The sequence below is a fragment of the Stenotrophomonas sp. 2YAF26 genome (assembly GCF_052114625.1).
GTDB lineage: Bacteria > Pseudomonadota > Gammaproteobacteria > Xanthomonadales > Xanthomonadaceae > Stenotrophomonas > Stenotrophomonas indicatrix.
This window is the reverse complement of sequence record NZ_JBFRFC010000013.1, coordinates 15,020-38,061: the sequence shown is the minus strand read 5'-3', so window position 1 is coordinate 38,061 and position 23,042 is coordinate 15,020. Positions and strand designations below refer to the sequence as shown.

The window sequence follows — 23,042 nt, the reverse complement described above, 5'->3', positions numbered from 1 at the left end:
GGGGCAGGCGCGTAACGAACTGCATCACAGTCCGGCAGTCCGATCCGGGGCCAGGCCCCACGGGGTGAGCATTCATCGAGGTGATTCCGCCGCGCTCAGCCGTTCCATCCCAGCCCGCGCGGCTCGTTGCTGAAGCCTGCGGCCCGCAGCGCGTCCACCAGCGCGCCGCGATGCACCGGCACATCATTGATCCGTTCCAGGGTGAAGGACAGGCGCCGCCCCCGGCGCAATGCCACGGCCAGGGCCTGTGCAGCGGCAACCAGAGTGTTGGCCGCATCCCCTGCTCCGCCCTCGATCCAGCTGGACAGTTGCCGCCCGCCCTGCGCCAGGTACAGCAGCAACCGGCCGTTGCCGATCACCACCATCGCACCGGAACGCCGCAGCGGACGTGCACCGGCCACCGGCTGCGGCCACGGCAGCAGGCTGCCGAAGGGATTGGCCGGATCCAGCGCTGACAGCGCGACGACCGACAGCTCACGCGGCACACGCTCGGACAGCTCGCGCAGATGGTCGATGGTGCCGCGCTCTGCAAACTGTGCTCCGCCCAGCCCCGCCACGAAGCGGCCGCGCAGGACCTGCCCGGCATCTTCCATGCCTCGATAGACAGGCTGCAGTGCAGGGAACCCACCGGTTACCGCTTCGGTCATTGCCGCCGCCCGTGTCACCACCCGGTAGCGATCAAGCAGGCCTTCGCCCAGCGCCAGCGCGCGCACGGTGTCGTTGCTGCGCTCGCGGGGCAGCAACGACCATCGCCCCGCCAGGGTCGGCCCGCTGGCAATGGCCGGGTCCAGCGCCGTGGCCCGCGCGTCCAGCGTCGGCATGAAGCGGAAACCCCGCGTGCGCCGCGAGGCCGACGCAACGCGCGCCCGCTGCTGGCGCACACCGGCCAGGGCTCGCAACGGCGACCACAGGTCGCTGCTCACTTCGCCCCTCCAGGCCAGCTGCCATAGCGCCAGCTGGAAGTCCTCGGCCGCCGCCGCACTACCGGCCAGGCGTGACTGCACCTGCGTGGCCAGCTGCCGCGCGAAGTAGGCGCCGCCATCGGCCAGGACCTGCACGATGGCGTCCTGCATCGGTGTACGTAGCGCCGGATCCGCTTCCGGCAGCAGCGGCAACGTTTCGGCGGCATGTTCCTGCAGGTGCAGCGACACCAGGCCGTCGTCGTCACCCAGCCGCCCGTGCCCGGCCCACAGCACCCTGCCGGTGGCCAGCAGCTCATCAAGCAGGGCCGGTGCGTAGTCGCGCACCCGGGCCGGCAGGACCTGGTGTTCCCACACCGAAACCGGCAGCGGCAACCCCGCCAGCTGCTCGACCACACGGGCAACGCCGTCGCTGCCCTCAAGCATGGCCGCTACGGCACCATTGCGGGCATGCCCGGCGCCGCCTTCCAGCAACACCCCCTGCCCCTCCAGCAGCAGGCGCACATAGGCTGCCGGTGGCACCGGCCGGGTGGCTTCACGTGCGGCCTGCAGCGAACGCAGGCGCAGACGCTGCAACACATCTTCGCTGACCCATTCGTGCACTACATCCGGCGACGGATGCCCCCCCTCATTTCCCTGCTGTCGCCGCGCTGCGCCGAAATTGCCACGCAGCACCCGCCCCTGCTCCTGCAGCCTTTTCAGCGCGCCGTCGACCACCGCCACACCCAGCCCGAACCGCGTGGCCAGCGCCCTGCTGGTGAAGGGCGCATGCGTACGTGCGTGGCGGGCCAGCAGATCGCCGAGGGGATCGGGCATGCCTGCAAGAAACACCTCGGGCAGCCCGCCCGGCAGCGCCGTACCCAACGCATCGCGCACACGTGCGGCGTCCTCCACGGCGACCCACTGCGTGTGGCCGGCAATTGAAGCCGGGATGGCGCGCTGCTGCGCCTGCAGCGCTGCCAGGTGCACTTCCACGCATTCCGGATCGGACAGGCGCAGCGCCAGGTCCAATGCAGGCAACGGTCCCAGCTCGCGCAGCAGGTCGGACACGCCTTCCATGCCATGGGCCCTGCGCGCAGGTTCCAGCCGCTGCAGTTCACGTTCAACCTGATCGACCACCCCCGCATCCAGCAGTTCGCCCAGGTCTACCTGGCCCAGCAGCTCGGCGAGCAGGCCACTGTCCAGTGACAGCACCGAGGCGCGGCGCTCGGCCAGCGGCACGTCCGCCTCGTACATGAACTCGGCGACATAGCCGAACAGCAGATTGGCCGCAAACGGCGAAGGCACCTCGGTCGCGACGTCCAGCAACTGCACCTGGCCGCGTTGAACGCGTTGCATCAGCGCGTCCAGCGCATCCAGGTCGTAGACATCCTGCAGGCACTCGCGGGCGGTCTCGATCAGGATCGGGAACTCCGCATGGGCCTGCGCGATTTCCAGCAACTGGCCGGCGCGCAGGCGCTGCTGCCACAGCGGCGATCGACGCCCCGGCGTGCGACGCGGCAACAGCAGTGCGCGCGAGGCACACTCGCGGAAGCGCGCCGCGAACAGTGCCGAATGACCGACCGCCGCGGTGATCGTGCGGCGCAACCGCTCCGGTTCGAACACGAACATGTCCGCCCCCGGAACGCGCCCGGTACTGTCGGGAATCCGCGCGATGATGCCATCGTCGCTGGCGACCACTGCCGGGTCGATGCCCCAGCGTTCGCGCAATCGTGCTGCCACCGCCAATGCCCACGGATCATGCACGCGGCGGCCATACGGCGAATGCAGCATCACCCGCCAGTCGCCCAGCTCGTCGCGGCAGCGTTCCACCACCAGACGCAGATCGGTGGGCAGCACGCCCGTGGCCTGCCGCTGCTCGGCGACCAGGCCGAGCATGTTGCTGATCGCGTTGGCGTCCAGGCCACTAGCCTGCAGGCGTGCGTGCAGCGCCTTCGAAGGGGTGTCACCGCCATCGATGTCAGCCTCGATCACGGCGAGAAACGCGCCGATGGCCTGTCCCAGTTCGGCAGGGCGGCCGACACCTTCGCCACGCCAGAACGGCAGGCGCGCCGAACGTCCGGGTGCGGGCGTCACCACCACCTGATCGTGGGTGATCTGGTCGATCCGCCATGAGGTCGCGCCCAGCGTGATCACATCATTCACCCGCGACTCGTGGACCATCTCCTCGTCCAGCTCACCGACGCGACGCGATCCGGCCCGCTCTTCTCCTTCAGGCAGCACCACGCTGTACATGCCACGGTCGGGAATGGTGCCGCCGCTGGTAACCGCCAGTTGCTTCGCACCAGGGCGAGCGCTGAGCTCACCGCTCTGCCGGTTCCATACCAGCCGCGGCCGGAAGCCGGCGAAATCCTCGGACGGATAGCGGCCGGAAAGCATGTCCAGGACGGCGTCGAAAGCACTGCGCGGGAGTGAGCGGTACGGCGCGGCTCGGCGTACCCGGGCATACCAGGCATCGGCCTGCCACGGCTCCATCGCCACCGCCGCCACCGTCTGCTGGGCCAGCACATCAAGCGGGTTGCGCGGCGGAGCGATGGCCTCGATGCGTCCGGCCAGCATGCTGTCCACCACCACGGCGGCATCGATCAGGTCGCGCCGCGTACGCGGATACACCAGACCGCGGGACATGCCGCCCACCTGGTGGCCGGCGCGACCAACGCGCTGCAGGGCGCTGGCCACCGACGGCGGCGCGGCCACCTGTATCACCAGGTCAACCAGCCCCATGTCGATCCCCAGCTCCAGGCTGGACGTGGCCACCACGCAGCGCAGTGCACCCGATTTCAGCGCCTGCTCGATCTCGCCGCGCTGCTCCTTGGAGACCGATCCGTGATGCGCGCGTGCAATCAGTGCCGGCGCAGCGGAGACCCGGTTGACCGTACCGCCGGTGAAAGAGCCATAGGCCAACCCGTTACCCGAATCGCCACGGATTGCGCCGTCTTCGCCACTGCGTCCGGCGTGCAGCTCGTTCAGGCGCGCGGTCAGCTTTTCGGCTACGCCACGCGAATTGGCAAAGACAATCGTCGAGCGATGGCGCAGCACATTGTCGAGAATGCTTGCCTCCACGTGCGGCCAGATCGAGCCGATCCGCGCGCCGCCGTCGCGCTCCCCGGGCGTGCCCTGCGTAGTCAGGCTGGACATGTCTTCCACCGGCACTACGATGCGCATCTGCAGCTGCCGCGCCGAGCCGGGTTGGACCACGCTCACCGGGCGGTCGCCGCCCAGGAACGCCGCCACCTCGTCGACCGGCCGCACCGTGGCCGACAGGCCGATGCGCTGCGCCGGCTCGTGCAGCAGCGCATCCAGCCGTTCCAGGCTCAGCGCCAGATGCGAACCGCGTTTGCCACCGGCCACTGCATGGATTTCATCGAGAATGACGGTATGCACATCGCGCAGGATCTCGCGTGCCTGCGAGGTCAACATCAGGTACAGCGACTCGGGCGTAGTGATCAGGATGTCCGGCGGCCGCCGCACCAGGCCTGCACGTTCACTGCTGGAGGTATCGCCGGTACGCAATGCGACGGTCAGCTGCACCGCCGGCTCGCCGCGTCGGGCGCGCTCGTCGATGATGCCCTGCAGCGGCACCTGCAGGTTGCGCTGCACGTCGCTGCCCAGCGCCTTGATCGGGGACAGGTAAAGCACGCGGGTGCGCCGCACCGGCTTGGCCGACGGCGCTGCACGCGCTTGCCGATCACGCTCGGCGAACAGCTGGTCGATGGCATGCAGGAATGCGGCAAGTGTCTTGCCCGATCCGGTTGGCGCGATGACCAGGGTATGTTGACCGGCACCGATCGACGACCAGGCCTGATCCTGCACCGGCGTGGAGGCGTCGAACGCGGCACGGAACCACGCCTGCGTCGCCGGACGGAAGCGCTGCAGCGGGTCCTGCGGGGAATCAGGCGGCGTCATGATGCCTCGATCATACCCAGCTGCGGCCCGTTGGCCGGACCTTCGCAGGCGCTGGCTGCATCAGGCAGCTGATCCGGGGTCGACAACAAAGGCCCGGAGCGTAGCCATCCTGCCGTCACGGAAACGCCAGACGTCGCTGTAAAGACGCGTGGTCCGTCGGCCATCGGTGTCCGTGGTCACGATCGTGCCCACAGCCACCACCATGTCATCTTCGGCCACCAGTTCGATCACGGTGAACTCGGGAGGTTCCTGGTAGTTCGCTTTCATCCATTGGCGAAGGGCCGCCTTGCCACTGATGACCGTGTCACCGATCGCGTTCCACTCGATGTCATCGGTGCAGTGCTGCAGGGACCCTTCGATATCCAATACGGAAATCGCAGCATTCGCAGCCAGCAGGGTGGCCTTGTTCGCACTGGTCATCGGCGGGGTCCGCTCGGCGGTCATGCTGCGAACCTAGCACCGCGATCGTCGGCCGCAGGTCAACGCGACGCACAAAGAAAACGCCCGCAGATCCTGGATCTGCGGGCGTTCTTTTGCATCTGGCGGAGCGAGAGGGATTCGAACCCTCGATAGAGCTTTTGACCCTATACTCCCTTAGCAGGGGAGCCCCTTCAGCCGCTCGGGCATCGCTCCGGGGTTTTCTCCGCGTCTGGTGCGTTGCACCTCAGCGGGGCGTGAATCATAACGTTAATCACGCGCGAAGGTAAAGCCTTATTCCGCAGAATTTTCACCACCGGTGCTGCCGGCTTCGTCACCACGCTGGATGCGCTGGTAGATCTCTTCGCGATGCACAGCGACGTCCTTCGGCGCAGTGATGCCGATACGCACCTGGTTACCCTTGACGCCAAGCACGGTGACGCTCACCGAGTCACCGATCATCAGGGTTTCGCCGACGCGGCGAGTCAGGATCAACATTTTTTTAAGTCTCCATGGAACCGTGTGGAAGGGTATCCCCCACCGGCTTGACGCTCCGTCAAGAAGCGCGCCCACGACAAAGGGAAAAGATTCGCAATGGTACCGTCAGCCGTCCCGCTCCTACAAGGAGGGGGACGGCAGGGGTTCATCACAGGCGGGGGCTGACCCATTCGACGACCGCAGCCAGCGCGGTGGCAAGGGCGGGCCCGTCCTCGCCACCACCCTGGGCGAGGTCCGGGCGTCCGCCGCCCTTGCCCCCGATCTGACCGGCGATATGGGACAACAGTTCCCCGGCCTTGACCTTGCCCATTGCACTGCCGTTCACGCCCGCGACCAGGGCGGCCTTGCCGTCCTGGGCACCGGCCAGCACGATCACCGCGTCGCCCAGCTGCTGCTTCAGGCGGTCCATGGCATCGCGCAGGGCCTTGGCGTCGAAGCCTTCCAGGCGGACAGCCAGAACCTTCACACCGGCGACCTCGACGGCCTGGCCGGACAGGTCGGCGGTTGCACCGGCGGCGACCTTGGCCTTCACGGCCTCCAGCTCGCGCTCCAGCTGCTTCTGGCGCAGGCCCAGGGCCCGGATCTTTTCGACCACGTCGGCAGCACTGCCACCCAGCAACTCGGCAGCCTCGGCCAGACGGGCCTCCTCGGCATCCACGTAGTCCAGCGCACCCTGGCCGGTGACGGCCTCGATACGACGCACACCGGCCGAGACACCGCCTTCGGAGGTGATCTTGAACAGACCGATGTCACCGGTCCGGTTGACGTGGGTACCACCACACAGCTCGGTGGAGTAGTCCCCCATCTTCAGCACGCGCACGTTCTCGCCGTACTTCTCGCCGAACAGGGCCATCGCGCCGAAGTCCAGCGCTTCCTGCATGCCCATGTTGTGCACTTCGGCGGCGTTGTTGGCGCGCACCTGCTGGTTGACCTTGCGCTCGATGATCGCCAGTTCCTCGGCGCTGATCGGCTGGAAATGCGAGAAGTCGAAGCGCAGGCGGTCCGGCGCCACCAGCGAGCCCTTCTGCTGCACGTGGGTGCCAAGCACTTCGCGCAGGGCAGCATGCAGCAGGTGGGTCGCCGAGTGGTTGAGGATGGTGGCGCCACGGCGCTCGCCATCGACCTGGCCGGACAGCACGTCACCGATCTTCAGGCTGCCCTGGGTGAGCTTGCCGACGTGGCCATGGAACTGGCCCGCGAACTTCTGGGTATCGCTCACCTGCAGCTGTACGCCGGCAGCGGACAAGGTGCCGGTGTCGCCGACCTGGCCGCCGGACTCGGCGTAGAACGGAGTCTGGTTGGTCAGCACGATGACCTCGTCGCCGGCCTGGGCAGTTTCCACCGGGCGGCCATCCTTGAGGATCGCGACCACGCCGAGGCCGTCGGCCTGCAGGCGGTCATAGCCCAGGAAGACAGTCGGCTTGAGCGTGGCGACCAGATCGGCCGACAGCGTCACGCCACCGCCGAACTTGCCGGCGGCACGCGCGGTCTCGCGCTGCGTCTCCATCGCGGCGTTGAAGCCGTCGATGTCCACGGTCAGGTCACGCTCGCGGGCGATGTCCTGGGTCAGGTCGAGCGGGAAGCCGTAGGTGTCGTACAGGCGGAACGCGTCCACGCCCGGGATCACGCCATTGCTGACCTTGGCCGCAACGTCGTCGAAGATCTTCATTCCCGAGTCGAGGGTCTCGGCGAAACGCTCTTCTTCTGCCTGCAGGGCACGCACCACGGTATCGGCCTGCGCCGGCAGTTCCGGGTAGGCCTCGCCCATCTGCTCGACCAGGGTCGGCACCAGCTTGCTGAAGAACGGCTGGCGCACGCCCAGCATCCAGCCGTGCCGCAGTGCGCGGCGGATGATCCGGCGCAGCACGTAGCCGCGGCCTTCATTGGACGGCAGCACGCCATCGACGATCAGGAACGAACAGGCGCGGATGTGGTCGGCGATCACGCGCAGCGACTTGTTTTCCAGATCAGCGGTGCCGGTCAGCTCCGATGCCTTGCGGATCAGCGCCTGGAACAGGTCGATTTCGTAGTTGGTATGCACGTGCTGCAGGATCGCAGCCAGGCGTTCCAGGCCCATGCCCGTGTCCACGCACGGCGCCGGCAACGGCATCAGCGTGCCGTCCTGCTGGCGATCGAACTGCATGAAGACCAGGTTCCAGATCTCGATGAAACGATCACCGTCCTCGTCCGGCGAGCCCGGCGGGCCACCGGCGATATGGTCACCGTGATCGTAGAAGATCTCGGTGCACGGACCGCAGGGACCGGTATCGGCCATCTGCCAGAAGTTGTCCGAGGCGAACGGCGCGCCCTTGTTGTCGCCGATGCGGACGATCCGGTCTTCCGGAATGCCGATCATGTCGCGCCACAGTGCGTAGGCCTCGTCGTCGGTCTGGTAGACCGTTACCAGCAGGCGCTCGGCCGGCAGCTTCCAGACCTGGGTCAGCAGCTCCCAGGCCCAGGCGATCGCATCCTTCTTGAAGTAATCGCCGAAGGACCAGTTGCCCAGCATTTCGAAGAAGGTGTGATGGCGGGCGGTGTAGCCCACCTGGTCGAGATCGTTGTGCTTGCCACCGGCACGCAGGCAGCGCTGGACGTCGGCCGCGCGCACGTAGCTGCGCTTTTCCGCGCCCAGGAACACGTCCTTGAACTGCACCATGCCGGAGTTGGTGAACAGCAGGGTCGGATCGTTGCCCGGCACCAGCGGCGCCGACGGCACGATGGTGTGGCCTTTGCCCTTGAAGAATTCAAGGAAGTCGCTGCGGATCTGGGATGTCGTGAATTTGGCGGATGCGTTCATGGGGGCTGGCAGTCTGCGGGCCGGGGCCCGTGCCGCCGGCCGCAGTGGCCAGGGTCGAACGGACCGCCGAAACCCCAAAGGGTATCAGGCCCGGCGCCATCAGTCTCAGTCGTCCGGATCGTAGCGGGTCGCGCGGCGGATGCTGTCGCCATCAAAGCCCCGGCGGGCCAGCAGATCGGCAGCCTTGCGGCGCTGCGCGAGGTCCTGCGGACCGGCCTCACCGAAGCGGCGACGGACCAGATCCCGGGCGTTCTCCGTCCAGTCGCCTTCGAAGGTATCCATCGCGGCAGTGATCTGCTCGCTGTCCAGCCCGTGGGTTCCCAGCTCGGCACGTACATGGATGGGGCCATAGCCCGTATTGGCGCGCATGCGCACCAGATTCTCGGCAAACCGGGTGTCGTCCTGCCAACCGGCCTCGGTCAGCTTGTCGACCGCCGCCTTCGCGGCCTCGTCCTCGATGCCCCGGGACGTCAGCTTGCGGGTCAGCTCCTTGCGCGAGTGCTCACGACGGACCAGCAGGCCCAGGGCGCGCTGGACAGGCGTCTGTTCGCGTACGCGGCGCTTGCGGCCGGGTGCCGGGGCGTCGGAATCGTTCATTCTCGCCTTCAATCAAATGCGCCGTCCCTGGCGCGTCCCCCGTCGGGGAAACCGAATCTGCAGGACAGGACGACGTCACTGACGGCGCCGCCCTGCCCCACAGCAAGCCTTTACTCGTCGTCGCCTTCGTCTTCGCCTTCCTCACGGACGGCTTCGGTCGGCTGGAACTTCTCGCGCAGCTCAGCCTCAAGCTTGGCGGCAACCTGCGGGTTGTCGCGCAGATAGCCACGGGCGTTGTCCTTGCCCTGGCCGATGCGCTCTTCACCGTAGCTGTACCAGGCACCGGCCTTCTCGACCAGCTTGGCTTCGACACCCATATCGATCAGCTCGCCTTCGCGGCTGATGCCTTCGCCGTACAGGATCTCGGTGATGACCTGCTTGAACGGGGGCGCCAGCTTGTTCTTGACGACCTTGATCTTGGTCTGGTTGCCGATGATCTCGTCGCCCTTCTTGATCGCGCCGATACGGCGGATGTCCAGGCGCACCGAGGCATAGAACTTCAGCGCGTTGCCGCCGGTGGTCACTTCCGGGCTCTGGCCCGGCATCATCACGCCGATCTTCATGCGCAGCTGGTTGATGAACACCACCAGGGTGTTCGAGCGCTTGATGTTGCCGGTCAGCTTGCGCAGCGCCTGGCTCATCAGACGCGCCTGCAGACCCGGCAACTGGTCGCCCATCTCGCCTTCGATTTCAGCCTTGGGGGTCAACGCGGCGACCGAGTCGACCACCAGGATGTCCACCGAACCGGAACGCACCAGCATGTCGGCGATTTCAAGCGCCTGCTCACCGGTATCCGGCTGCGACAGCAGCAGATCGTCAACATTGACGCCCAGCTTGCCTGCGTAGATCGGGTCCAGCGCGTGCTCGGCATCGATGAAGGCGGCGGTACCACCCAGCTTCTGGCACTCGGCGATGGCCTGCAGGGTCAACGTGGTCTTGCCGGAGGATTCCGGACCGTAGATCTCCACCACGCGGCCCTTGGGCAGGCCACCAATGCCCAATGCGATATCCAGCATCAGAGAACCGGTCGGGATCGCCTCGACGGGCTCGACCACGCGGTCGCCCATGCGCATCACCGAGCCCTTGCCGAACTGCTTTTCGATCTGGCCCAGAGCTGCAGCGAGGGCGCGCTTCTTGTTCTCGTCCATCGGATTGGTCCTTGCAGAGGTCACGTCGTTGGAGGTGCTGTCTTTGGAAGTCTTCTTGGCCATGGGTTCACTTTAAGGCTGGCGTATCGCACAGGCTGAGATTCTGCCCGGCGTTCGGAAAAAAATTATCGGACATCCGTACCAACCTCAGCAGAACCAGAGAATCGCCACAAAAGACCGCGGGAAATGCAGGGTGAATCGTCAACGGTTCGGTCGTAGCAGCCCGCAGTACAGGCCCTCGATCGAGAAATCCTGGTCCGGAAGCACGTCAATCGGCTTGTAATCGGGATTGCGCGGCAGCAGGCGGATGCGATCCTTGGCGATCTTCAGCAGCTTGACGGTGATCTCGTCATCGATGCGGGCCACCACGATCTGCCCGGAATGGGCATCGCGCGTGCGGTGCACACCGATCAGGTCGCCATCGAAGATGCCTTCGTCGATCATCGAATCGCCCTGCACCTTCAGCAGGTAATCCGGTGCCGGCGAGAAGAACACGCGGTCCAGCACCACGAAATCATCCGAGCCGATGTCGGCGCCGATCGGCAGACCCGCAGCAACCCGACCCAGGATCGGCAGACGCAGGACGCTGTCGGGCAGACCCGGCTCGGCAAGCTTCTCCACCGGCGGTGCCTGCACCAGACGGATGCCGCGGGCCTGGCCCGGCACGCGACGGATCGCCCCGGCCTGCTCCAGCGCCTCCAGGTGATACTGCGCTGCGCGTACGCCCTTGAAGCCGAAGGCACGCGCGATTTCAGTCTGCGAAGGAGGTGCGCCTTCGCTCTCGATACGCTCGGCGATCAACTGCAGGATCGCCTGCTGGGTGTCGGTCAGGTCCATGGTTAGTAGTATTACTACTAATACCCAGCGCTGCAAGTGCCGGGTGCGTCAAGGCGCAATGCGGGCCGAAACCGACCTGTAGTGCAGGGCCATGCTCGGTTATCGGGCGAATAGCCGGGCGGCAAACGCAAAAGCAGCCGGCCAGCGGTCGGCTCTGCAGGAATCGCTGCGCGATTCCGCCCCAATCCACATTTGTTGGGTTTGGCGCTGCGCCAGATCGAGAACAGGATCCACACCCCGCAGAACCCTGCGCCGATGAAACCGCACACGCCCAGCGCCAGCAGCCAGCGGCTGGAGACGCCCCCTACGCTGTGCATCACGATCGAGGAGCCGATGATCAAGGCTGCGGTGACGATCCCCATCACCAAGCGGTTCGCCGCACGATTGACCTGGTCGCCGAAGCCCTGCAGCGCGCTGGTCTCCACCTTGAGCTGCAGGCGGCCACGGCGCGCCGCCTGGACCAGCTTGCGCAGGTCCCGCGGCAGTTCACCGGCAAAGTCGATCATGCCGAGCAAGCTGCGTCGGCCACGCTTGAACAGCGCCCGCGGCGCATAGCGCTGCAGCACCACCCGCTCCAGGAACGGGCGCGCGGCGCTGGCCATGTCGAAATCCGGGTCGAGCTGGCGGCCCATGCCCTCAAGGGTCAGGAAGGCCTTGATCATCAGCGCCAAGTCTGCCGGCAGGGTCAGGTTGTAGCTGCGCAGCAGCTGGGTGATGTCGCCCAGCATCAGGCCGATGCGCAGGTCCTTCAGCGGCACGCCGCGGTACTGGTCGACGAACAGGCTTATGTCATGCTGCAACCGGTTCTCGTCCACTTCCACGCCACCGGCCCAGTCCAGCAACACATCGGCCACGCCCTGCGGATCCTGTTCAACCAGACCATGCAGCAGCTGCGCGACCTGGAAGCGACGCACCTCCGACAACGCGCCGACCATGCCGAAATCGATCACGCCGATGCGGCCGTCGCGCAGGTAGATGATGTTGCCCGGGTGCGGATCGGCATGGAAACTGCCGTCCTCCAGCACCATCTTCAATACGATGTCGGCGCCACGCCGGGCCAGTTCACGGCGGTCGATGCCGGCCGCATCGACACCGGCCAGATCGCGTCCGGCAATGCCGTCGACGAAATCCTGGACATTCAGGCTTTCGCAGGTCCATTGCCAGTGCACCGCCGGAATCAGGATGTCGTCACGCCCTTCGAAGTTGCGCGCGATGCGCTCGGCATTGCGGCACTCCGCAGCGAAATCCAGCTCGCGGCGCAGCGACACGGTGAACTGCTGCACCACCTCGGCGGGGCGGTAGCGGCGCAGATCGGGCAGGCGCGCCTCAACGATCTCGGCCAGCCGTGCCAGCAATCGCAGATCGGCTTCAACGACGTCACGGATACCGGGGCGACGCACCTTCAGCACCACTTCCCGGCCATCGCGCAGTCGCGCACGGTGGGCCTGGGCCAATGAAGCAGCGGCCATCGGGGTTTCATCAAGGAAGGCGAACACCTGCGACGGAGACGCACCGAGGTCGGCCTCCAGCTGTTCGCGGATCTTCTCGTAGGGCAATGCGGGGACCGCGTTCTGCAACTCGGAGAGTTCGGCGATCCAGTCCGGTGGCAGCAGGTCGACGCGGGTGGCGAGCACCTGGCCCAGCTTCACGAACGTCGGCCCGAGATCCTGCAGGGCGCTGCGCACGCGCACCGGCGCGGTCATCCGCAGCATTTCCTGCCGCTCCTCGTTCCAGTGCAGCAGGCGGCCGGCACGTTCCAGTACCGTGGCCAGGCCGATGCGCCGCACGACGTCGCCGAAGCCATAGCGGATCAGGACGGCGGCGATTTCCTGCAGCCGACCAAGGTCACGGACGGTGCCCAGCGTCTCCCACATCGTTGCCTACTCCGGTTGATTGCCGGAGCAGCATGTCACAGCTGGGCGTCGATACCGTGCAATGCCGCCGCTACGGTTTGCCGACGGATGGCTTCACGGTCACCATCGAACTGGAACAGCTCGGCACGGGCATAACCGCCGCGACGCTTCCAGCCGATCCAGACACTGCCGACCGGCTTGTCCGGGCTGCCACCGCCCGGACCTGCGATACCGGTCACCGCCACCGCGATGCCGGCACCGGAATTGACCAGCGCCCCGGACACCATTTCCAGCACGGCTTCGCGGCTGACCGCACCGAACTGTTCCAGCGTCTGCGCGCGCACGCCGAGCAGGCGCTGCTTGGCTTCGTAGCTGTAAACCACCATGCCGCAGTCGAAGAACGCCGAGGAACCGGCGATGTCGGTCATGCACTTGGCGATCCAGCCACCGCTGCAGCTTTCAGCAGTCACCAGTTGCAGCGAAGCCTGTTGCAGGCGCTGGCCCAGCGCAGCGGCCTGGGCATTGAGTTCGGCGTCGGTCGGGAAGGCCATCGGGGTAGCTGAAAAGTGAAGAACCTGCACGTTGTACCGCAGATGGCAGGGTGGTGTCGCGGCCGCAGGACATGCCGGCCAACGGCCGGCACTCCCTCACCATTCGGGCAGCTTCTCCGGCAGCAGGGCCCGGATCGGCTCGCCATCGGCGCTGGCCGCCAGCTTCTCGGCCTCGGCGATGGGAAGATCGACCTGCAACAGCCAGCCTTCTTCATCAGCCTCTTCACTGCGCACCACTTCCAACTGGTGCAGGCGCGCGCGAAGGCGGCCGGCACTTGGCGGCAGGCGCAGCTCGCCGGTGACGTGCTGCAGACCCAACCGCTTGCCGAGCACGGCCTGCAACAGTTCGATGCCCTGCCCGTCGCGTGCGGAAATCCACACCCGCTCACGCCGCGATTCATCCGGCACGCCGTCCTGACCGTCGTGGCGCACGTCGGCACCCTCGATGCGGTCGATCTTGTTGAACACCAGCAACTGCGGAAGGTCGCCGGCACCGACGGCGGTCAGTACTTCATCGACCTGGGCGATGCGCTCCTCGCGGTGCGGATCGGCGGCATCGACAAGGTGCAGCAGGAAATCCGCTTCCCGCGCTTCAGACAGGGTGGAGCGGAAGGCCGCCACCAGGTCATGCGGCAGGTCGCGTACGAAACCAACCGTATCGGCCAGCACGACGTTGCCACCGGGCACGGCGATCCGGCGTACGGTCGGATCCAGGGTGGCGAACAACTGGTCGGCCGCATAGGCCTCGGCGCCGGTCATCGCATTGAACAAGGTCGATTTGCCGGCATTGGTGTAGCCCACCAGGGCCACGCGCGGCAACTCGCTGCGCACGCGCGCACGACGCATCTGGGTGCGCTGTACTTCGACTTTTTCCAGCCGCTTCTGCAGCTGTTCAACCCGCTTCTGCAGCAGGCGACGATCGGTTTCCAGCTGGGTTTCACCCGGGCCGCGCAGACCGATCGAACCACCACGCTGGCGCTCCAGATGGGTCCAGCCGCGCACCAGCCGTGTCGCCATATGGCGCAGCTGGGCCAGTTCGACCTGCAGTTTGCCTTCATGGCTGCGCGCACGCTGGGCAAAGATGTCCAGGATCAGACCGGTACGGTCGATCACCCGGCGCTCGAGGAAACGCTCCAGATTGCGTTCCTGGCCCGGGCTCAACGCGTGGTTGACCAGGATCAGGTCCGCGCCGGTGGCTTCGGCGGCAGCCTTGATCTCATCCAGCTTGCCGCTGCCGATCAGGGTCGACGGGTTGGGGCGATCCAGGCGCGCGGTGATGGTCACCGCGATGCTGGCCCCGGCCGAGCGGGCCAGATCGCCGAATTCTTCCAGCACATCGTCTTCCAGCTTGCCGAAATGCGGCTGGATCAACAGGGCGTGTTCGCCCTTTTTCGAGCGGTCAAACATTCACCGCTCCAACATCATTCGTCTGCTTCATCACCCGCCTGACCATCCTCACCTGATTGCACGTACCCACCACCCGGGCCGACCTTGACGTTGCGCGCCGGCACCACGGTGGAAATGGCGTGCTTGTAGACCATCTGGCTGACGGTGTTGCGCAGCAGGACCACGAACTGATCGAACGATTCGATCGTGCCCTGCAGCTTGATGCCGTTGACCAGGTACACCGAAACCGGCACGCGCTCGCGCCGCAGTGCATTCAAGAAAGGATCCTGCAGCGATTGCCCCTTGGACATTGCACACTCCTGATTATTGTTCTTATTGGTAGCCGGCGGTTGCCGCGGCCCCCGAGCCGCTTGCCGGCCCATGATGGTACACGGCCAGCGCCGGTTCAGCGTGCAACGAAGGTCGACACCGCGCCCGCCAGGCGCTCTCCATCCATATGGGGGTCGAACCAGCGCGCATCAAGCTCACCGCGCAGCCAGGTGAGCTGGCGCTTGGCCAGTTGGCGGGTGGCGAAAATGGACTTGTCACGGAAGCGGGCCAAGTCCCCGTCGCCGTCCAGGTACTCCCAGGCCTGGCGATACCCCACCGCGCGGACGGCGGGCAGGTCCAGCGGTGCGGCCACCGCCCGCATTTCCGGCAATGCACGCAGGGCGCGCACTTCGTCGAGGAAGCCCTGCGCGAGCATGGCGTCGAAGCGGGCCTCGATGCGCTGGTGCAGGACGGCGCGGTCGCGCGGCGCCAGAATCAGCTTCAACGTGCGCACCGGCAACGGGGCCACCCCGGGGCGGCGCTGCCATTCACTGATCGGCGTGCCGGTCAGCCGGTAGACCTCCAGTGCCCGCTGGATACGTTGCGGGTCGGTGGCATGGATGCGTGCGGCGGCGGAGGGGTCAACGGCGGCCAGTTCGGCGTGCAGCGCAGCCCAGCCTCGCTCGGCGGCCTCGGCGCTCAGCACGGCACGCATCGCCGGGTCGGCCTCCGGCATCGGCGACAGACCCTGCAACAGCGCGCGGAAGTACAGCCCCGTGCCGCCGGCCAGGATCGGCGTCTTGCCTCGGGCGACGATGTCGGCCACCACGCGGGCGGCGTCGGCAGCGAACTCGGCGGCGGAATAGGTCTGCCAGGGATCGCGCAGGTCCAGCAGGTGGTGCGGTGCCTGTGCGCGTTCGGCAGCATCCGGCTTGGCCGAACCGATATCCAGTCCGCGATAGACCAGCGCCGAATCGACACTGACGATTTCACCGTCCAGTTGTTGCGCCAGCGCGATCGCGGTGGCGGTCTTGCCGCTGGCGGTCGGCCCCATCACGGCGATCGCCAGCGGCCGCTGATCCACTGCCATCAGTCTTCGTCCGGCCAGCGGAGGGTGGGCTTGGCATCCACCCGCACGGCGGGTACCGCCTCGACCGCCAGCCAGACCTTCAACGCATCGACCGTCGCTGCCACATCGTGCACGCGCACGATACGGGCGCCGCGCTGCACGGCGATCAGATGCGCGGCCACCGACGCAGCAACACGCTCTGCCGGCGACTGGCGACCGGTCAGCTCGCCCAGGCTGCGCTTGCGCGACAGCCCGGCCAGCATCGGCACGCCCAGTTCAAGGAAACGCTCCGAACGGGCCAGCAGCGTCATGTTGTGGGCCGTGGTCTTGCCGAAGCCGAAGCCGAGGTCGATCACCAGATTCTTCTTCGCGATGCCGGCCATCTCCGCAGCGAACAGCCTCTGCACCAGGAAGCCATGGACCTCGCCGACCACGTCGTCGTACTGCGGGTCGGCCTGCATGTGACCCGGCTCGCCCTGCATGTGCATCAGCACCACCGGCACGCCTGCGTCCGCCGCCGCCTCCAGCGCACCGTCCTGGCGCAGGCCGAAGATGTCGTTGATCATCCCGGCGCCTGCAGCAACCGCGGCACGCATCACCTCCGGCTTGAAGGTATCGATGCTGATCGGGACCGCCGTGCGCGCTGCCAGCTGCTCGATGACTGGCACGACACGACGCAGTTCTTCGTCGATCGACACCGGTGCCGCGCCCGGACGGGTCGATTCGCCGCCGATGTCGAGCAGGTCGGCGCCCTCCTCCACCAGCTTCAGGCCATGCGCGACCGCCGCCTCGCTGGTGTCATGGGCACCACCATCGGAGAACGAATCCGGGGTGACGTTGACGATACCCATGACCCGGGCACGGTCCAGGCGCAGGATGCGGCCGGCGCAATCGAGCTGGGGCGAGATGTCGAACATGGTCAATCCTGCAGGCAACGAAGGTTAGTTTACGGCGGCAGGGCTGCGCCCTGCACCCGCAGAGGCCAGGGCGCAAGCCACAGCAACAGCGGGTTTCCGTGGGATGGCGGGGTGGGTCCGGTTGCGGGGGACGCCGTGAACCCATCCTTGGGGGCTTGGCCGCGGYATCCATGCCGCGGACACCCCCGCAACCTGACCCATCCCGCCTTCGACAGTTTCCCGGTGGCCGGTAGATCCACCCCGTGCGTGGATGAATCTCCATAGGAATCGAGTATCTCGACAATTGAACGAAGAGCATCCACGCATGGCGTGGATCTACCGTGTCGACCAAGCTCGACACCTACCAACAGCGGCCCAACAGCAGCGGGAAATTGTCGAAGGCGGGGCGGTGTCGGATTGCGGGGTGTCAGCCGCATGAATGCGGCTGCCAAGCCCCCAAGGATGGGTTCACGGCGTCCCCGCAATCCGACACCGCCCCGCCATCCCACGGAATGCCGGCTGTTGCTGTTGCTGTTGAGGTTGCCGGCCAGCGGCCGGCACTACCGTGGGTGCCGGGCGCAGCCCGGCCGCAGAACCCTACTTGCGCCGACGCTTCCGGTCCACGTACAGCGTCTTGATGATGCTCAGCAGGATGCCCACTGCGATACCCACGCCACAGCCCAGCAGCAGATTGTCCACGGTCAGGCCGACGGCGACGCCGACCACGGTGGCGATCACCATCTCGGCAGTGTGGGAAATCGGTTCAGGCTTGGGGGCGGACATGCGGACTCCAGCGGACTGTCGGGATCGGATGGGCCGGGGCCCGGAAACAACAAGGCCGGGTTGCCCCGGCCTCGTCTTGCATTGCGTACGGCAGGCCGTCAGATCGATTCGGCCGGACCGGCGATCGGCGGCAGCGGACGGGCGTCGCCACCCTTGTCATTGCCGCCATCGTCCTTGCTCGACTTGGTCCAACCCATCGGCGGCGGCGGGTCGCGCCCTTCCATGATGGCGTCGATCTGCGGCGCGTCGATGGTTTCGTACTGCAGCAGCAGCTGGGTCATCGCATGCAGCTTGTCGACGTTGGCGGTCAGCAGCTCCGTGGTCCGGGCATAGGCCTTGTCCAGGATGCTGCGCACTTCCTCATCGATGCGGCGCGCAGTGTCGTTGGATACGCTCTTGTGCTGGGTGACCGAACGACCGAGGAACACTTCATCGTCCTCTTCACCGTAGGCGATCGGGCCAAGGGTCTCCGACAGGCCCCACTTGGTGACCATGTTGCGGGCCATCTTGGTGGCACGCTCGATGTCGTTGGAGGCGCCGGTGGTGACCTTGTCCGGCCCGAAGATCAGTTCTTCGGCGACGCGACCGCCATACAGCGAGCACAGCTGCGAGTTGATCGCCACGCGGTTGATCGAGTACTTGTCGCCTTCCGGCAGGTACATGGTCACACCCAGCGCACGGCCGCGCGGGATGATGGTGACCTTGTAGACCGGGTCATGCTCGGGCACCAAACGACCGACGATGGCGTGACCGGCTTCGTGGTAAGCGGTGAGGGTCTTCTCCTCCTCGCTCATGGCCATCGAGCGGCGCTCGGCACCCATCAGGATCTTGTCGCGGGCACGATCGAAGTGGTCCATGCGGACCTCCTTCTCGTTGCCACGGGCGGCGAACAGGGCTGCCTCGTTGCAGAGGTTGGCAAGGTCCGCACCGGAGAAGCCGGGAGTACCACGCGCGATCACCATCGGCACGACGTCGTCGGCCAGCGGCAACTTGCGCATGTGCACCTTGAGGATGTGCTCGCGGCCCTTCACGTCCGGCAGACCGACCACCACCTGGCGGTCGAAGCGGCCCGGACGCAGCAGCGCCGGGTCCAGAACGTCCGGACGATTGGTGGCGGCGATCACGATCACGCCTTCGCCGCCTTCGAAACCGTCCATCTCGACCAGCAGCTGGTTCAGGGTCTGCTCGCGCTCGTCATGACCGCCGCCCAGGCCGGCACCACGGTGGCGACCGACGGCGTCGATTTCATCGATGAAGATGATGCACGGCGCGTGCTTCTTGGCTTGCTCGAACATGTCGCGCACACGGCTGGCGCCGACGCCGACGAACATTTCCACGAAGTCCGAACCGGAGATCGAGAAGAACGGCACCTTGGCTTCACCGGCAATGGCCTTGGCCAGCAGCGTCTTGCCGGTACCCGGAGGGCCGACCATCAGCACGCCGCGCGGGATCTTGCCGCCGAGCTTGGTGAACTTGGACGGGTCACGCAGGAAGTCGACCAGTTCGCCGACCTCTTCCTTGGCTTCGTCGCAGCCGGCAACGTCGGCGAAGGTGACCTTGATCTGGTCTTCGCCCTGCAGCTTGGCGCGCGACTTGCCGAAGGACATCGCGCCCTTGGCACCGCCGCCACCGCCCTGCATCTGCCGCATGATGAACAGCCAGAAGCCGATGATCAGGATGACCGGCAGGAAATTCATCAGGATCGCGCCGAGGGAGATGCCGCTGGACGGCTCTTCCTGCACGATCTCGACATTCTTGGTGCGCAGCACGTTGATCAGGTCGCGATCGAACGGCGCGGTGATGGTGGACGACTGTCCACCACGGGTGGTGTAGGTGATCTGGCTCGTGCCACCGCGCGTATCGCCGCCGAAGGCGACCTTCTGCACGTTGCCGGTGTCCACCTGGTCCAGGAACTGCGAGTACGAAGCGCCCTGCGCCCCGGCCCCCGAGGTCTTGGGCGAGAAGCTCTGGAAGACCACCATCAGCACGACGGCGACGACCACCCATAGCAGGAGGTTCTTGGTCAAGTCGTTCATCCTCATTGGCTCCGGTGTTCCTCTTAGTGCTGGCGTTGCGTTGGGGTCGAACTTACGGGGTCGAGCTTACTTCATGTGGGCGCGTTTTCCCTGACCCAAGGCATACACCTCGGGAGAGCGCTTGCGCGAGGCCTCCGGCTTGCGGATGGAGACCTTGTCGTACCGGCGGCGCATGTCGCGCACGTAGTCGTCAAAGCCTTCGCCCTGGAACAGCTTGATCAGGAATGCCCCACCAGTCTTGAGGTGGTTGTCGGCAAAATCCATGGCCAGCTCCGCCAGGTGCATCATCCGCGGCTGGTCGACCGCGCCCACACCACTCTTATTGGGGGCCATGTCCGACAGCACAAGGTCTACCGGCTGATCCCCGAGCATGGCTTCAAACTCCGATAGGACGGCTTCTTCCCTGAAGTCACCATGAAGGAACTCGACGCCGGCCAGCGGCGGCATGTCCAGGATGTCCAGGGCCAGCACGCGGCCGGTATCGCCGATCTGCCTCCGAACCTGCTGAGACCAGCCGCCCGGGGCCGCGCCGAGGTCAACCACCACCATGTGCGGCTTCAGCAGCCGGTCACGTTCGAGCAGTTCTTCAAGCTTGTAGGCCGCACGGGAGCGCATGCCTTCGGCTTGGGCCTTCTTCACGAAGGGATCGGAGAAGTGTTCCTTGAGCCAGCGCTGGCTGCTTTTGCTGCGGGTAGCCATTGGAAATAGGGGCTGATGGGGTCGCCATGATACCCTGATCGTCCCATTCAACCGTGTTTTCTGCATGCCCACTGCCTTGACCCCTTCCCAGACCCGTTTCCTGCGCGGCCAAGCCCACGACCTGAAGGCCCTGCTGCAGACCGGCGGCAAGGGCGTCACTCCGGCCTTCCTGACCGAGCTGAACGAAGTGCTGGAACGCCACGAACTGGTCAAGGTGAAGGTTGCCGCCGAAGACCGTGACGCCCGCGACGTGATGATCGGCGAGATCGTGCAGGCTACCGACAGCGCGCTGGTGCAGCGTATCGGCCATGTGGCCGTGCTGTATCGCCCGAGCAAGGAACACCGCCAGATCGTGCTGCCGCGCGGCTGATCGGACCCTGCCATGCAGCTGAACCACGAACTGCCCGACTACGCCTACAGCCTGCGCGCCGCTGACGGTCGCTCGGCACGGGTGAATGATCGCGTTCTGGGCAACAGCTTCTTCCTGACCCCGGACCAGCTGGTCGAGCAGTGGCCGGTGACCGACGTCGCGGCGCTGCAGGTGGCGGACCTGGAGCCGATCCTGGCACTGAAGCCGGCGTTGATACTGCTCGGCACCGGCGAGCGCCAGGCGTTTCCGCCGGCGGTTGTCATTGCCGCCTGCCTGTCGCGTGGTATCGGCCTGGAAGTGATGAACAATCCAGCTGCCGCGCGCACCTTCAACATCCTTGCCGGCGAAGGCCGCAAGGTAGCGGCCGCCTTCATCCTGGAAGGCTGAGGCCCCACGCCGCCGGGCATGGCCCGGCGCTCCCGTGATCCGCCCGCAAGGCGGGCGAATGTCCGGTCACTTCGCCGGCAGATACTGCTGCGGGTCGACCGGCTTGCCGTTGTAGCGGGTGAGCCGAGGGCGCTTGCGGCCCATGGGACGCGCCCTCGGTGAACGCCCGGCGCGCTGCGCCGGGCCGGGGATCCGCCCGGAAAAAGAGCGGCCGGTTACTTCGCCGGCAGATACTGCTGCGGGTCGACCGGCTTGCCGTTGTAGCGGATCTCGAAGTGCAGCATGTCCCGGTTGGCGCCGGTACGGCCCATCTCGGCGATCTGCTCGCCGGCCTTCACGCTCTGCCCTTCATTGACGAGGCGCTTGCGGTTGTGGCCGTAGGCCGACAGCCACTGGTCACTGTGCTTGATGATGATCAGCTCGCCATAGCCGACCAGGCCGGCGCCGGAATACACCACCACGCCATTGGCCGTGGCCTTCACCGGCGCGCCGCTGGTGCCGGCGATGTCCACGCCCTGCTTGGTCGCATCGCCGGCCACGTAGCGGCCCACGACTGCGCCATCGGCCGGCCAGCGCCAGGCGATGTTGCTCTTGACCGGACCAGCCGGACCCGGCGTCGGCGCGGTACTGCCGCCAGACGTGCTGCCAGCCGGACGCGGCGCGGTGACCACGGTGGTCGGCGCACGGCCGCCACCGGAACCGGCCGGATACAGGCGGATCACCTGCCCCGGGTAAATGGTCGACGGGTTGTCCAGGTTGTTCCAGGCGATCAGGTCGGCCGGGGTGATGTCGTGGATGCGGGCCAGCGCATAGATGGTGTCGCCCTTGCGCACGACCACCGTCTGCCCCGGCTTGGGCACCGACGTCTTCGGCGTGCTGACGCCACTGCTGCCGCCGCCACTGGGCCGGACCACGGTGGCGGTGCCACAGGCGGCCAGGGTGGATACCAGCAACGCCAGCGCGCCGATGCGCACTCCCTTGCTCAGACGATCTGCACTCATGCGAACTTCGACCTCCATACAAGCCAGGCGATCAGCACCACCACCAACGCGGTGGCGATCCAGCCCAGCGGTTCAATCCATCGGCGCAGCGCTGCTTCGGCGCGCGCACCACCGATACGGATGACCGCAGCCAGCACGAACACGCGCTTGCCACGACCGATCAACATGCTCAACAGGTACTGCGGCATCGGCACGCCGACGATACCCGATGCCCACGTGAAGACCTTCATCGGAATCGGCATGAAACCACCCAGCACCAGGAAAGTGAACACCGCCCAGGGCGATTCCACCATCTTGGCCTGCACGGTAGCGATGCCCTGCTCGATCGCCGGCAGCATGCCCAGCGCCTCGAACATCGGCTTGACCGCTTCGAACGCGTAGTGGCCCAGCGCGTAACCGATCACCGCGCCAACCATCGAGCCAGCCAGGCTGAGGGTGGCGAACCACCAGCCGCGCTTGGGCTGGGCCACGCACATCGGCGCCAGCATCACTTCCGGCATCACCGGGAAGATGATGGCTTCGAAAAAGCTCAGCACCATCAGATAGGTCGGCGCGCGCTCATGCGCGGCCCACTTCATCGCCCGCTCGTACAGCGGCCCGAAAATCTTCATGCAACCCTGC

At 66.4% G+C, this 23,042-nt stretch carries 19 protein-coding genes, 1 tRNA gene and 1 pseudogene; 2 read left to right on the top strand and 19 right to left on the bottom strand.

Features of this window, described 5'->3' with window-relative positions; genetic code table 11:
* Positions 1 to 95: 95 nt before the first annotated feature.
* The 17 genes and pseudogenes from AB4Y98_RS14365 to rlmE all read right to left on the bottom strand — a co-directional run bounded on the left by AB4Y98_RS14365 (position 96) and on the right by rlmE (position 20,663).
* Positions 96 to 4,826, bottom strand: a complete 4,731-nt coding sequence (locus AB4Y98_RS14365; RefSeq protein WP_442244581.1) for an ATP-dependent helicase — start codon at positions 4,824 to 4,826, stop codon at positions 96 to 98.
* A gap of 60 nt (positions 4,827 to 4,886) precedes the next feature.
* Positions 4,887 to 5,270 carry a nuclear transport factor 2 family protein gene (locus AB4Y98_RS14360; RefSeq protein ID WP_442244580.1) on the bottom strand — a complete coding sequence of 128 codons (384 nt, stop codon included), beginning with the start codon at positions 5,268 to 5,270 and terminating at the stop codon, positions 4,887 to 4,889.
* 96 nt (positions 5,271 to 5,366) lie between these two features.
* Positions 5,367 to 5,459: transfer RNA gene (locus AB4Y98_RS14355), tRNA-Ser, on the bottom strand.
* 78 nt (positions 5,460 to 5,537) lie between these two features.
* Positions 5,538 to 5,741 (bottom strand): carbon storage regulator CsrA, encoded by a 204-nt coding sequence (gene csrA / locus AB4Y98_RS14350; protein ID WP_025878924.1) that lies wholly within the window; start codon positions 5,739 to 5,741, stop codon positions 5,538 to 5,540.
* 148 nt (positions 5,742 to 5,889) lie between these two features.
* A complete protein-coding gene (gene alaS / locus AB4Y98_RS14345; protein ID WP_223494784.1) occupies positions 5,890 to 8,538 on the bottom strand; it encodes an alanine--tRNA ligase in 2,649 nt (882 codons plus the stop codon).
* A gap of 105 nt (positions 8,539 to 8,643) precedes the next feature.
* Positions 8,644 to 9,135 carry a recombination regulator RecX gene (recX, locus tag AB4Y98_RS14340; RefSeq protein WP_223494783.1) on the bottom strand — a complete coding sequence of 164 codons (492 nt, stop codon included), beginning with the start codon at positions 9,133 to 9,135 and terminating at the stop codon, positions 8,644 to 8,646.
* Between the two features lie 110 nt (positions 9,136 to 9,245).
* The gene (recA, locus tag AB4Y98_RS14335; protein ID WP_025878921.1) at positions 9,246 to 10,283 is read right to left on the bottom strand and encodes a recombinase RecA; all 1,038 of its coding nucleotides are present in this window, start codon (positions 10,281 to 10,283) and stop codon (positions 9,246 to 9,248) included.
* A 201-nt stretch (positions 10,284 to 10,484) separates the two neighbouring features.
* Positions 10,485 to 11,120 (bottom strand): transcriptional repressor LexA, encoded by a 636-nt coding sequence (lexA, locus tag AB4Y98_RS14330; protein WP_025878920.1) that lies wholly within the window; start codon positions 11,118 to 11,120, stop codon positions 10,485 to 10,487.
* Between the two features lie 200 nt (positions 11,121 to 11,320).
* A pseudogene (gene ubiB / locus AB4Y98_RS14325) lies at positions 11,321 to 12,994 on the bottom strand (2-polyprenylphenol 6-hydroxylase); the annotation flags it as partial.
* 35 nt (positions 12,995 to 13,029) lie between these two features.
* Positions 13,030 to 13,524 carry a CinA family protein gene (locus AB4Y98_RS14320; protein ID WP_025878918.1) on the bottom strand — a complete coding sequence of 165 codons (495 nt, stop codon included), beginning with the start codon at positions 13,522 to 13,524 and terminating at the stop codon, positions 13,030 to 13,032.
* A 96-nt stretch (positions 13,525 to 13,620) separates the two neighbouring features.
* A complete protein-coding gene (hflX, locus tag AB4Y98_RS14315; protein WP_312786608.1) occupies positions 13,621 to 14,931 on the bottom strand; it encodes a ribosome rescue GTPase HflX in 1,311 nt (436 codons plus the stop codon).
* A gap of 14 nt (positions 14,932 to 14,945) precedes the next feature.
* Positions 14,946 to 15,221 (bottom strand): RNA chaperone Hfq, encoded by a 276-nt coding sequence (gene hfq, locus AB4Y98_RS14310; protein WP_025878916.1) that lies wholly within the window; start codon positions 15,219 to 15,221, stop codon positions 14,946 to 14,948.
* 95 nt (positions 15,222 to 15,316) lie between these two features.
* The gene (miaA, locus tag AB4Y98_RS14305) at positions 15,317 to 16,270 is read right to left on the bottom strand and encodes a tRNA (adenosine(37)-N6)-dimethylallyltransferase MiaA (RefSeq protein ID WP_442244579.1); all 954 of its coding nucleotides are present in this window, start codon (positions 16,268 to 16,270) and stop codon (positions 15,317 to 15,319) included.
* Positions 16,270 to 17,166, bottom strand: a complete 897-nt coding sequence (folP, locus tag AB4Y98_RS14300) for a dihydropteroate synthase (RefSeq protein WP_363731148.1) — start codon at positions 17,164 to 17,166, stop codon at positions 16,270 to 16,272. Before folP ends, miaA begins: the two co-directional genes overlap by 1 nt.
* 576 nt (positions 17,167 to 17,742) lie before the next feature.
* Positions 17,743 to 17,928: a hypothetical protein gene (locus tag AB4Y98_RS14295; RefSeq protein WP_100464731.1), complete on the bottom strand. Its 186-nt coding sequence runs from the start codon at positions 17,926 to 17,928 to the stop codon at positions 17,743 to 17,745.
* A 98-nt stretch (positions 17,929 to 18,026) separates the two neighbouring features.
* Complete coding sequence (gene ftsH, locus AB4Y98_RS14290) at positions 18,027 to 19,964, bottom strand: ATP-dependent zinc metalloprotease FtsH (RefSeq protein ID WP_162292006.1); 1,938 nt, start codon at positions 19,962 to 19,964, stop codon at positions 18,027 to 18,029.
* A gap of 66 nt (positions 19,965 to 20,030) precedes the next feature.
* Positions 20,031 to 20,663: a 23S rRNA (uridine(2552)-2'-O)-methyltransferase RlmE gene (rlmE, locus tag AB4Y98_RS14285; protein WP_312110565.1), complete on the bottom strand. Its 633-nt coding sequence runs from the start codon at positions 20,661 to 20,663 to the stop codon at positions 20,031 to 20,033.
* Positions 20,664 to 20,727: 64 nt separating this feature from the next.
* Between rlmE and yhbY the strand changes: the two genes are divergently transcribed.
* Entirely contained in the window at positions 20,728 to 21,033 is a 306-nt protein-coding gene (gene yhbY, locus AB4Y98_RS14280; RefSeq protein WP_025878910.1) for a ribosome assembly RNA-binding protein YhbY, read from the top strand.
* Between the two features lie 12 nt (positions 21,034 to 21,045).
* Positions 21,046 to 21,420 carry an Mth938-like domain-containing protein gene (locus AB4Y98_RS14275; RefSeq protein WP_442244578.1) on the top strand — a complete coding sequence of 125 codons (375 nt, stop codon included), beginning with the start codon at positions 21,046 to 21,048 and terminating at the stop codon, positions 21,418 to 21,420.
* A 215-nt stretch (positions 21,421 to 21,635) separates the two neighbouring features.
* Here AB4Y98_RS14275 and AB4Y98_RS14270 read toward each other — a convergent pair whose 3' ends face one another.
* Together AB4Y98_RS14270 and AB4Y98_RS14265 are read right to left on the bottom strand one after the other, a co-directional pair.
* Entirely contained in the window at positions 21,636 to 22,421 is a 786-nt protein-coding gene (locus tag AB4Y98_RS14270; protein ID WP_032976511.1) for a peptidoglycan DD-metalloendopeptidase family protein, read from the bottom strand.
* On the bottom strand, positions 22,418 to 23,032 hold the full coding sequence (locus tag AB4Y98_RS14265) for a YqaA family protein (RefSeq protein WP_100464718.1): 615 nt from the start codon (positions 23,030 to 23,032) through the stop codon (positions 22,418 to 22,420). The genes AB4Y98_RS14270 and AB4Y98_RS14265 overlap by 4 nt, the downstream gene beginning before the upstream one ends.
* Between the last annotated feature and the right edge of the window lie 10 nt (positions 23,033 to 23,042).